Raw genomic sequence first — 11,720 nt, 5'->3', positions numbered from 1 at the left:
ATATTCCAACGTTCCACGTGGAACACTTCAAAATATTTCAGATTTATCTGCCCATATATACCAAAAGCACCGATACATCACTTGGCGACACACCACTAATTCGTGACGCTTGTGAAATAGTAACCGGACGGATTTTCTCCAACTTCTGCCTTGCCTCTATACTCATAGATTTCAGTATTGAATAATCGAAATTGGAAGGGATCTTTAAATCTTCCAAACGATTAAGCTTGTCGGCGTTGTTCCGTTCCTTGTCAATATATCCTGAATACTTAACCTGAATTTCTGCTTGCTCAATAATTTCTTTATCTAAATCGTGTTCCAAAACATAAGCATCTACGCTTTCAATCTGACGGATATCTTCCATGGAAATGTTTGGTCTTGCAAAAATCTTGAACAACTTTCCAGATTGATTTACCAAGGCAGAATCATTAGCTTCCAAAATAGGATTGATAGCATCCGCCTCAACACTGGTTTGCTTAAAGAACTCTACAAAAGCATCTGCTTTAGAATGTTTCTCTTCCATTCGTTTCAAACGCTTTTCACTAGCCAATCCAAGTTCGTAACCTTTAGGCGTCAATCTTAAATCGGCATTATCTTGCCTTAATAAAGTTCTGTATTCAGCACGAGACGTAAACATGCGGTAAGGTTCTTCTGTGCCTTTTGTAATCAAATCATCAATCAAAACACCAATATAAGCTTCATCACGTCGCAAGGTAAACTCATCTCTTTCCTGAACCTGAAGCGCTGCATTTATACCCGCCATTAATCCCTGCGAGGCTGCTTCTTCATATCCGGTAGTCCCATTAATTTGACCAGCAAAATACAAGCCTTTGATTAATTTAGTTTCTAAAGTATGCTTCAGTTGTGTTGGCGGAAAGTAATCATATTCGATCGCATAACCAGGTCTGAAAAACTTAACCTTTTCAAAACCGACGACAGAACGCAACGCTTTAAACTGAACATCTTCTGGAAGCGATGTGGAAAATCCATTAACGTAAACCTCACAGGTATGCCATCCTTCTGGCTCCACAAATATCTGGTGTCGATCCTTTGTAGCAAATCGATTAATTTTATCTTCTATTGACGGACAATAACGTGGACCCGTGCTTTTAATTCGGCCATTAAACATAGGTGAACGATCAAAACCTTCGCGCAATAAATCATGCACCAACGGACTCGTGAAACTCATATGACAATCCCTTTGAACCGTCAAAGGTTTCGTAACATCAGAATAAGAGAATTTTTCTGGCACTTCATCACCAGGCTGTACATCCATTTTAGAATAATCCAATGATCTTCCATCAACTCTTGGCGGCGTTCCCGTTTTCATGCGTCCAGATTCAAAACCCAACGCAACCAATTGCTCCGTAATACCCGTTGCAGATTTCTCACCTGCTCTACCACCACCAAAATTCTTATCGCCAATATGGATCAATCCATTCAAAAATGTCCCGTTTGTAAGCACCACGGACTTCCCTCTTATCTCTAATCCCAAAGATGTTTTTACACCAACTACCTGATGATTTTCGACGATCAAACCAGATATCATCTCTTGATAAAAATCAACATTCGGAGTTCTTTCCAACATCAATCGCCAATCCTCAGCAAACCTCATGCGGTCACTTTGCACCCGTGGACTCCACATGGCAGGACCCTTGGATTTATTGAGCATCTTAAACTGAATGGCCGACGTGTCACTTATAATTCCACTATAACCACCAAGCGCATCAATCTCCCGTAAAATTTGCCCTTTGGCAATGCCGCCCATGGCGGGATTACAGGACATTTGCGCAATGTTCTGCAAATTCATTGTTACCAATAAAGTCGAACTCCCCATATTAGCAGCCGCAGCAGCAGCCTCGCTACCGGCATGTCCGCCACCAACAACAATCACATCATATACTTTATCAAACATTGTATGTCATTTTATAATTTAAAGTGTTCCACGTGGAACAATGGTCGTTTTGTTTCATCAAACCTTTCACTATTGAAGCCCAAAAGTCCCTTCTTAGGACATAAGAAAAGTTTGCAAATATACACTGATTTACTGAAACTTAAGCCAATTGGCCAATGTAGTAATTTTCCTTAGAGCGCATTATAGCTTCCTCATCTTCTGTTTTATCCTTGTAACCACAATAATGAAGAATGCCATGAATCATAACCCGACTCAATTCATTATCAAAAGTTACTTCAAAGTCCGCAGCATTTTCACGAACTCTTTCCACAGAAATATAAATATCGCCATTGATCAGCTTACCTAAAGTATAGTCAAAACTGATAATATCCGTAAGGGTATCGTGATCTAGAAACTCAATATTGAGATCCAAAAGGTAAGCGTCATCACAAAATATATAATTGATTTCTCCTTCACTAAAACCTTCCTCAGTGATGGTGCTTGAAATCCATTGCGACAAATCCTCTTCATTGTCCAATTGTAAGTCTGTTTCGTAATTAAAGCTGATCATTGTCTTTTTTAAAATAGTCTTGTACCTTTTTCTTGTAAACGTTTTGCAAAGGTAAAGTTTGTCTGTTTAATATTTCAGTAGTATTAAAATATTCTTTAGCGGTCGGAATTTGATCCGTAATTGGGTTGTCAAACTGTTTTTTATTGGTGTTTGATTCACGCCTATTTTCTTCTTCTTGCAAATAAGTAGCGTTTTCCAACTTCAAAAGTTGCTGTTGCAAACTCATCATCCGCTGTAAGGTTTGATTCGTAAACCCTTTATTAATCAAATCGGATTCGATGTTTTCCATTTGTTTCAACAACTGTTGACCTTGCCCAGCCTTGCCAAGTTCCTTTAACTTGTCCTGCAACGCTTGACGTAATTGTTGTTGCTGTTGATAAATACGGAACAATTCACCATTCAATTTTTCAGATGATCCTTCACCATCCCCCTGCGAATCTTCACCACTACGCGCTTTACCTTCTTTGCCAGATTCTCCATTTTCTCCGTCATTATCTTTTCCAGCACCCTCCTTTTTCTTGCCAGAATCACTCTTTTTCAGACCCTCTTCCATTTGCTTATTCAACTCTTGCTGACTCATGATAATGTCCGGCAATTGCATACCACCACTTTTTCCATCTTTTCCTTGCCCCTTTCCAGATCCTTGACCTTCTCCAGGATTCATTTCCGACTCCATATTATCTAAAACATCACTTAAAAAACTCGCCAAATCATTCGCTGATGTCATCGTGTATTGTTGCGATGCCACGCCTTGAGAAAGCAAATTTTCAGAAAGTTCAGCCATAGATTTGTCGATATAATGAAAGACATCCGTGATTTTAGAATTGATATTCTCAGAAAGTTTAGGATGACGCATAGACAGTGCGAACAGACTATCGTCAATATGTGCGAAATGCTCACGCAAATTACTTTGCTTCCGCAGAAATGTGCCGTACTGATTATGGTTTATTTGGATGCTTTTAAATTTATTCATGAGATCTTCTTGATCGAACGAAAACAATAGTAAGTTTTTTAGAATTTGACGTAACATGGCCGCATCTTCCTGCATCTGTTCTTGGCCACCCGACATCATAGATTGAGACATTTGAGCACTCATTTGTTTCATTTTTTTTGAAGCATCCTTTTGCTTTTGCTGCGCCTCTTTTTGTTTTTGATCAGCGTTTTTTTGATCCTTATTTTGCTCTGCATCCTCTTTCTTCCCAAGTTGATCAGAGGCTTCTTTTTGATCTTTTTGAATTTCCTTTTCGGCTTCTTTATCTTGAGGCACCTCCAATGGTTTCTTTAAAGCCTGATTTTCTTTTTGAAGATCTTCCAATTCCTTTTGGAAATCTTCAAACTGCCTATTCAATTCGTCCTGTTTTTCCTTGGTATTGAATTCCTGTTTTTCCTTGGACAATTGATCTTGATCTTTGGCTAATTGCTCAAGTTCGCGTTGCAGTTTTTCAGCCTTTTTAGCAACGTAATAACGCTTGGTCAACTCCAACAATTGCTGAAGACTTTTTTGTTTATTTTTATTTTGCTTTGCCAACTGATCCAATTTTTTGGTCAGTTCTTCCTTTTGAATTTTATCTTGAAGTTGTTCCAACTCCTTTAATAGCTTCTCATCTTTTTGAAGCTGCTCTTCATTGTCTTTTAAACGTTCTTTTAAATCCTCTTTAAATAGATCATTTTCGGTATTATCCTTTTGGAAGTTTTCAAGATTATCTTTTAATCGTTCATTAAAATTCTGCATCAGTTCCTCTTGTTGCTTCTGACGCTTTATGAAATTCTCAAGCTTCTTTTTGTCACTAAAATTAAGCTGCTCTTTCTCTTTTTGTGTCCGTGACAATTCTTCCAACTGCTTTTCTTGAAGCTTCATTTTTTCCAAAGAATTATCAAGATTTTTGATCGTTTCGCTCTGTTCTTTCAGTTGCTTACGCTCTTCTTCATCTTGAGTCAACTTTCGGTAGGTAAATACATTACTTTTAACGCTCTTAAAGTTGTGAATAGCGTCATTATCAAACACTTGAAAATACAATTCGTAAGTAATTCCTTCTTCAAGAAGTAAATTATTAGGGAATGCGCTTATAAATTCTTCAAAATTAGATCGCGCCATAGGAATCAACTCTGTCTTCTTATCATCGTCATTATCCACAGGATAATACACCATTTGTAATTTACTTAAGCCATAATCATCACTGGCTTGTCCATAAAAATACAAACTTTGTTTATCGATTGTATCACGTTCAACTTTAATATGCAATTCAGGATAGGCATCTTTGATCACCTCAATAGAATAGGCCAAGTTTTCATAATCTTTCAGCGATTGATTACTCGTCGAAATAGTGTAATTCATTCTGGAATACAACCGTTTTGAGGTTTCAAAATTCCCCTTGTTTTTATTATCAAAAACAACGGTATCGTTGGCATACATGATCACTTGATCCGTTGCACGGGTATTGATTTTCCAAGTAATTGTTGTGCCTTCTGGAATAGTCGTACTCCCAGTACTCTTTAAAACCTCGCCCACCCTATTTGTGTAAGCTGGATAATCCAATACCATTTCAAAATTGACCATCGTTGGCACCTTAACCACATTTACTTGGTAAGATTTGGACACTACTTTATTGGCCGAAAGTGTAAAAGTTACACCGTCCTTTAACTGGGGAAACACAAATTCAAAAGCTCCAGGATTAGTTTGTCTTAAAAAATAAGTTTCTCCAGCATAATGAATTTGTGCGTTTTCTGGAACTACATTTCCAACTGTTTTGACCATCAACTTAAAGTCCTTGTTTTGTAAGACATCCAGCTTCTCATTGATTACAAAAAATTCAAAAGGTGCTGGTGGTTGATAAGCTGTTTTATAATTCACCACCCGTTCATAGCTATCAGTAAACCAATTAAAATGTCCCGAAATAAAAGTGAGCAGCAAAATTAAAATGGGAATGGCAGCATACTTTAAGTACTTAACATTCTTGTTAAAATTGACCGCCATTTTAAAAGGAACAGGTTGCAATTCGGCAGATTTCTGTTCAATACTGGCCAATAATAATTCTGATTGTTCTGAACTTTTCTGAAGTTGAAGTACATTCAGCAACTTGTCATTGACCTCAGGAAAGTGTTTGCCAATAATCTTTGAAGCTTCTATATAATCGATTCCGTTTTGAAGTTTGAACAATTTGGTCAACGGCCAAATAATAAATCGACCGAATAAGGCCAATTCTACCAGAACAAACAGCCAAAACAGAATCGTTCGTGCGGTCGGACTTAACCACAAAACATACTCAATAAAAAGTGTGACTAACAAATACAACAAGCCAATGGCAAAAAATAAAATAGCACCTTTGAGCAAGTCATTGGTATAATACCGTCTTATAAATTGTTCGAGCTTGGTCTGTATGGTTTGAAAATTGTTTGGCAATCTTTCTTTATTCAATTTGTTTGTTTGGGTTTTGACGTGTACTAAATATCCGCAGAATCAATATGTCTTCTTTTCTTACTTTATAAATAACCTTCCAATGTCTTACTATAATGCGTCTATATTCTGGTTGGATAGTATCTTTCTGGTATTGGGTTGCAAAAATAAGTTCATTCGTAGCTTTCAAAATATCATTTTTGACATTTACAGCACCTTGTGGCGTTAACCTTACCACTTTATAATAATTGAAAATATCCTTTAAATCAGCTTTTGCAGAAAAGCTCCAAATAACCGTAAGAACTTTCATCCTACCACTCATTCGACTCCTTTTCAAGAGCCTCTGGGGAAATGGAATTTCCATTTTCAATTTCAGATTCGGCTTCTAAAAGAATCTGTTCATATTGATATTTAGTTAGAGGTTTACCATTCACAGTAAATGCAACCACGTCGTTTTCCTGATAGCTTTCAACTACAGCTTTAATAACATTCAATAGTCGTTCGTCAGCCGATTTGACATAATCGATAACTGTTTTTCTTAAATCTATGGTTTCCATATCACAAGGCATTGAAATGAATACTCAGTATCTCCTGTGCATTCAACCAACTAAAGTACAATTTTATTTTATAGCACAATTCTCTAAATTTATAAGCTTGTGTTAATTAAGCGCAAGCAAGAACGATTTTGAGAGAAAATATATTAAAAATGCACCTAATGTTGATAAGTAAAGTTATTTAGGTCTTTTTCCGCGTTCTTTTTTCAATGTTGTAGCATCTGTTCTATCTTTGTAATCTTAAATCATAAAAAATGACTGATAACGTTCGTGTGCGTTTTGCACCAAGTCCAACAGGACCTTTACATATTGGCGGTCTGCGCACCGCACTTTTCAACTACTTATTTGCCAAAAAACATAATGGAACGTTTATTCTGCGCATTGAAGATACCGACCAAAATCGTTATGTGGAAGGTGCTGAGAAGTACATTATTGACGCGTTAAACTGGTGCAATATTCCTTATGATGAAGGCCCAAATCACAACGAAAAATTTGGACCTTATAGACAAAGTGAACGCAAACATTTGTATCAAGACTATGCCGATCAATTGATTGCTTCTGGTAATGCCTATTATGCATTTGACACTGCAGATAGTTTGGATCATCAACGAAAAGAGCTTGAAGCCGAAGGAAAAACCTTTATTTACAATTGGCATAACCGACAGTTGTTGCTCAATTCATTGTCGCTTTCAAAAGAAGAAACGCAAGCCAAATTAGATGCCGGCGATGAATATGTCATCCGATTTAAATCGCCGGAAAACCAAACTTTAAATCTGACAGATATTGTTAGAGGTAATATTACAATCGACACGAATATTTTAGACGATAAAGTTTTGTTTAAAAGTGATGGCATGCCCACCTATCATTTGGCAAACATTGTAGATGACCATTTAATGGAAATTACCCACGTGATTCGTGGTGAAGAATGGTTACCTTCCCTAGCCCTGCATTATCAGTTATATGATGCTTTTGGTTGGGATAAACCTCAATTTGCGCATTTACCCTTACTTCTTAAACCAACAGGAAAAGGTAAACTGAGCAAGCGTGATGGCGATAAATTAGGCTTTCCAGTATTTCCTTTAGAGTGGCAAGATCCTGAAACGAATGACATTTCCAGCGGTTATAGAGAAGCTGGTTATTTCCCAGATGCGTTGGTTAACTTTTTGGCGTTTTTAGGATGGAATCCAGGTACTGAACAAGAACTCTTTACTTTAGAGGAATTAGTTGAAGCTTTTGACTTGGAACGTGTTCATAAATCTGGCGCTCGTTTTGATCCTGATAAAATAAAATGGTTCAATCATCAATACATGCAAATGCAATATGACGATGATCTGGCTGAAGTTTTTAAAGACGCGCAACCAGAATTAGCTGATATCGATGTCAATTACGTTGCTATGGCCGTTGGAATGATTAAAGAACGCGCCACTTTTATTTCTGATTTCTGGGCCTTATCATCCTTCTTTTTTGAAGCTCCTAAAACCTATGATGAGAAATCATTTACTAAAATTGTGACGAATGAAGCTCGCGAATTAATGAGCGAGCTAGCACAGGTTATTAATCATACGGATGATTTTACTGTAGAAAACGTGCAGACTGATGTCAAAGCTTGGATTGCAAAAAAAGAAGTAGGCTTCGGAAAAGTGATGCAGCCCTTACGATTAGCATTGGTTGGCGCCATGCAGGGCCCTGATGTGTTTGAAATTATTTATATGATTGGAAAAGCCGAAACTGTGCAACGTATTGGAAATTTATCACAAGCTTTATAAATTGGGATGTGGCTTTTAGCTAAAAACAGAGGATTCCTAGCAAATATAACTTAAATTAGTGTTTTACATTTTTAACATTTAAACCAACCGCCTTATGATTCCTATTGCTATTCCCTTTATTGTTTTTGGATTACTTATCTTGTTTTCTTCTTTTTTTACTGTAAAACAACAAACCGCCGTTATTATTGAACGCTTTGGAAAATTCCATAGCATCCGTCATTCTGGTTTACAAATGAAAATTCCAATTGTTGATCGCATTGCTGGTAGAATGAGTCTTAAAATCCAGCAGTTGGATGTGATTGTTGAAACCAAAACCTTAGATGATGTATTTGTCAGATTAAAAATCTCTGTTCAGTTTATGGTGATTTCCCAAAAGGTTTATGATGCCTTTTATAAGCTCGATTATGCACACGATCAAATCACAAGTTATGTATTTGATGTGGTTCGTGCGGAAGTTCCAAAAATGAAATTGGATGATGTATTTGTTAAAAAAGATGACATTGCTATCGCTGTAAAAACAGAATTGAACGATGCCATGTCTGATTATGGTTATGACATCATCAAAACTTTAGTCACTGATATTGATCCTGATGCCCAAGTAAAAGCAGCGATGAACCGAATCAATGCTTCTGAACGTGAAAAAATAGCCGCTCAATTTGAAGGAGATGCAGCGCGTATTTTAATTGTGGAGCGTGCTAAAGCTGAAGCTGAAAGCAAGCGTTTACAAGGACAAGGTATTGCCGATCAACGTCGTGAAATTGCTCGTGGATTGGAAGAGTCTGTTGATGTCTTAAATCGTGTTGGAATTAACTCACAAGAAGCGTCAGCGTTGATTGTGGTAACCCAACATTATGATACCTTACAATCTATTGGTGAACACGTGAACAGTAACTTGATCTTGTTACCGAATTCCCCTCAAGCAGGAAGTGACATGCTCAACAATATGGTCGCTAGTTTTACGGCCAGTAACCAAATTGGTGAAGCGATGAAAGAAGCCAAAGAGAAAAAGAAAAAAGACGATCTTAAAAAGTAATCATGCCTAGAAAAACCCTTCAAATTTGAAGGGTTTTCTATTTAGTATCAGTTCTGTCCAGAAAAGAATTAAGATGGCTCCGCTTTTAGAATTAAGAACAAAGACAAACCATTCAAAATTAAAAGTACCGTGGATTTTTAAAAGGGTTGCGTTCCTCCCATTGCTGCTCAGGATTCATCAACTTAAAAATTGATTTTAAGATCGCATTGATAATAGGATTGGTGTGTTTAATATAAATGGACATCGATTTTGGCTTCGCTCCTACCGAACTTTTAATTTCCATCGCCGTTCTTGCATAAACAATTGTTTTAAAATTATGTTCAATCCCAAACGCCAACATTTCATAAAGCATGTTTAAATAAAGTTGATTCTTATATTGATGGGCGTCATCATAACCCAAAAAATAAGTTTCCAAAGTTTCGCCATTTAAGAGGAGCGTATAAAAACCTATGATCTCATTATTCAGATTAAAAGTAAAAACTCTAAATTTTTCTTGCAGCTCAAGTTTGAAATTGAAAAAATGATGTTCTGGAAGTAAAAACGTGTTAAAAGCAGCCTTAGTGGACACATTTTTATAAAGATGATATAAGTGTTCGGAATTTTCTAAAACTTCATCCTGAGTCATCTCTGAAAGCCGAATTTTGCCCAATTTTTTTTTCGCGCGCTTGTATCTGGTCTTATATTTTGTGTTCAGATCATTTAGATAATCTTCCATGTTCTTCCAATTCGGAGAAATATCCAAAATCATATTGGGCTGCACCTTAAATTCGGAAAATCCATGTTGATCAAAAATTTTAGATGATTCATGGATTCTATCGGCTTTGAAAAAATCCTTGAACAAAATCGCCCTGATGGATTTATGCTCATTTTTCTTAATCAAAATTTTAAGATCATCAATCGCTTTAAACAAGGTTTCCAAAAAGCCATCTTGTGAAAAGTTTTCATTTTTGAAATACATTCCATGTTGCCCTGTATGCGTTAAATTTCCAACGACAAGAATATTTCCTTTTAATATCCGTGAGATACCATCTTTTAAAATAGCTTTCCATTGCGACCCGGCCGAAGCTCTAAACATATCTTTAGCATAGAGTTTCACACGTTGAATCAGGGCAATTCCCACTAACCTATCTTCATTAAAAATTCCTATATAATACAGCGAAATTGATCTCGGAGCAGCACCTTCTAAAGCCGTTAAATAAGCTGTTTGCAGGAATAAATCATGAGTTGCCAACGTATTCCATTCGGGTGGAATTTGGGTGGTCGAAGTGTAAATTTTAGACTGTATCAAATTAAGAAAAGCACTGAATTGTAGTTTTCAGTTCTTGTAAATGTAAGTGGTTATTTTGTTTTTATAATAATGAATACGCTGTATTAAAGTCAATAAAAACCACTATTTAAAAAAAGGGTTTGTTGTGAACGTACCGATCACAACAAACCCTTAATAATAAATAACTTTTCAGTATAAAAAGCTTAGATGGCTCGTGCTTCAGCAACTAAAAACTCATTGTTATCTTCCAATCCTGAAGTTATAAAGGCATTGATATCCTCATTCCGTTCCAAACCTTGTTTCAATAAAATACCAAGTGTAATCATGGTTGCAATGCGCGTGCCCACTTTTTTGGCTGCGGTATTAAACCAAGGTTGCAAATCATCATAACTCACATTTTTGGCCAGTTCTTGAATTTCTGCTTTGGCTTTCAACTGCTTTTCTTCAGGAAGATTGGTATATTTTTTACCTAATTGCTGAATGACATCGATGGCTTTGCGTTGCGGCTGATTATTTTGTGGTTTCGGTTGATTGTCGTTTTTCTTTTCGCTTGGCTTTGCCTTCGCCCACGAATCCCGCAAACCCACAGTTTTATTAAAAATTAATTTTTCAGCTGTGGTATCCTTATCAACATTGAAATAACCAAGACGTTGAAATTGAAAGCGTTCGCCAATTTGAGCCTCTTTTAAACTTGGCTCCACATAAGCGGTAATGATTTTCAAAGACTCCGGATTCAATAATTCCATAAAGTCTTTTTCTGGATGCGTATCTGGCGATTCATCCATAAACAAGCGATCATATTCTCGAACCTCTGCTTTTATAGCATGTTCAATCGATACCCAATGTATCGTACTTTTTACTTTTTTGGTCGCATCATCCGAATACGTACAGTGAATTTCAGTGATATTACCGTCAGCATCTTTAACAACACTTTCCGCTTTTATGATATACGCATTCTTTAAACGCACTTCCTGACCTAAAGTTAATCGGAAATAATTGCTGCCGGCTTGTTCTTTAAAATCGTCTCTCTCAATGTATATTTCTCTTGAAAACGGCACTTTTCTGAAGCCAGCGTTGTCATCTTCCTGGTTGTTTTCAGCCTCTAACCACTCCTCTTTTCCTTCAGGATAATTGGTAATAACGACTTTGACAGGATCCAAAACCGCCATAATACGCGGCGCAATCTTGTTCAAATCTTCACGGATGCAAAACTCTAAAAGGGCAACATCAATAATATTATC

Annotated in this window: 8 protein-coding genes and 1 pseudogene; 2 read left to right on the top strand and 7 right to left on the bottom strand. The window is 36.7% G+C overall.

The features are described from left to right. Window positions 1-43: 43 nt before the first annotated feature. The 5 genes from mnmG to ABIQ28_RS13355 all read right to left on the bottom strand — a co-directional run bounded on the left by mnmG (window position 44) and on the right by ABIQ28_RS13355 (window position 6,416). A complete protein-coding gene (gene mnmG / locus ABIQ28_RS13375) occupies window positions 44-1,915 on the bottom strand; it encodes a tRNA uridine-5-carboxymethylaminomethyl(34) synthesis enzyme MnmG (RefSeq protein ID WP_348038133.1) in 1,872 nt (623 codons plus the stop codon). A gap of 139 nt (window positions 1,916-2,054) precedes the next feature. Then, window positions 2,055-2,465 (bottom strand): rRNA maturation RNase YbeY, encoded by a 411-nt coding sequence (gene ybeY / locus ABIQ28_RS13370; RefSeq protein WP_348038131.1) that lies wholly within the window; start codon window positions 2,463-2,465, stop codon window positions 2,055-2,057. After that, a complete protein-coding gene (locus ABIQ28_RS13365; protein WP_348038129.1) occupies window positions 2,452-5,880 on the bottom strand; it encodes a DUF4175 family protein in 3,429 nt (1,142 codons plus the stop codon). The genes ybeY and ABIQ28_RS13365 overlap by 14 nt, the downstream gene beginning before the upstream one ends. Then, window positions 5,873-6,181, bottom strand: coding sequence for a type II toxin-antitoxin system RelE/ParE family toxin (locus ABIQ28_RS13360; RefSeq protein WP_348038127.1), 309 nt, complete (start codon window positions 6,179-6,181; stop codon window positions 5,873-5,875). Before ABIQ28_RS13360 ends, ABIQ28_RS13365 begins: the two co-directional genes overlap by 8 nt. Beyond that, window positions 6,171-6,416: a hypothetical protein gene (locus ABIQ28_RS13355; protein ID WP_348038125.1), complete on the bottom strand. Its 246-nt coding sequence runs from the start codon at window positions 6,414-6,416 to the stop codon at window positions 6,171-6,173. Before ABIQ28_RS13355 ends, ABIQ28_RS13360 begins: the two co-directional genes overlap by 11 nt. A gap of 251 nt (window positions 6,417-6,667) precedes the next feature. On the opposite strand from ABIQ28_RS13355, the gene gltX reads away from it, so the two are divergent. Both gltX and ABIQ28_RS13345 read left to right on the top strand, forming a co-directional pair. Then, the gene (gene gltX, locus ABIQ28_RS13350; protein ID WP_348038123.1) at window positions 6,668-8,179 is read left to right on the top strand and encodes a glutamate--tRNA ligase; all 1,512 of its coding nucleotides are present in this window, start codon (window positions 6,668-6,670) and stop codon (window positions 8,177-8,179) included. 94 nt (window positions 8,180-8,273) lie between these two features. Beyond that, entirely contained in the window at window positions 8,274-9,212 is a 939-nt protein-coding gene (locus tag ABIQ28_RS13345; RefSeq protein WP_348038121.1) for an SPFH domain-containing protein, read from the top strand. A gap of 118 nt (window positions 9,213-9,330) precedes the next feature. Here ABIQ28_RS13345 and ABIQ28_RS13340 read toward each other — a convergent pair whose 3' ends face one another. Continuing rightward, on the bottom strand, window positions 9,331-10,500 hold the full coding sequence (locus ABIQ28_RS13340; RefSeq protein ID WP_348038119.1) for a GNAT family N-acetyltransferase: 1,170 nt from the start codon (window positions 10,498-10,500) through the stop codon (window positions 9,331-9,333). A gap of 182 nt (window positions 10,501-10,682) precedes the next feature. Beyond that, window positions 10,683-11,720, bottom strand: a pseudogene (locus ABIQ28_RS13335) (glutamine--tRNA ligase); the annotation flags it as partial.

It is taken from the genome of Gelidibacter sp. (genome assembly GCF_039916245.1).
In the GTDB taxonomy this organism is placed as follows: domain Bacteria; phylum Bacteroidota; class Bacteroidia; order Flavobacteriales; family Flavobacteriaceae; genus Gelidibacter.
This window is presented reverse-complemented; position numbering and strand designations above follow the sequence as displayed.

What these genes read in the sequence shown, in the direction of transcription:
- mnmG (WP_348038133.1), bottom strand. Translation starts at nt 1,915, where the DNA reads ATGTTTGATAAAGTATATGATGTGATTGTTGTTGGTGGCGGACATGCC.
- ybeY (WP_348038131.1), bottom strand. Translation starts at nt 2,465, where the DNA reads ATGATCAGCTTTAATTACGAAACAGACTTACAATTGGACAATGAAGAG.
- ABIQ28_RS13360 (WP_348038127.1), bottom strand. Translation starts at nt 6,181, where the DNA reads ATGAGTGGTAGGATGAAAGTTCTTACGGTTATTTGGAGCTTTTCTGCA.
- ABIQ28_RS13355 (WP_348038125.1), bottom strand. Translation starts at nt 6,416, where the DNA reads ATGGAAACCATAGATTTAAGAAAAACAGTTATCGATTATGTCAAATCG.
- gltX (WP_348038123.1), top strand. Translation starts at nt 6,668, where the DNA reads ATGACTGATAACGTTCGTGTGCGTTTTGCACCAAGTCCAACAGGACCT.
- ABIQ28_RS13345 (WP_348038121.1), top strand. Translation starts at nt 8,274, where the DNA reads ATGATTCCTATTGCTATTCCCTTTATTGTTTTTGGATTACTTATCTTG.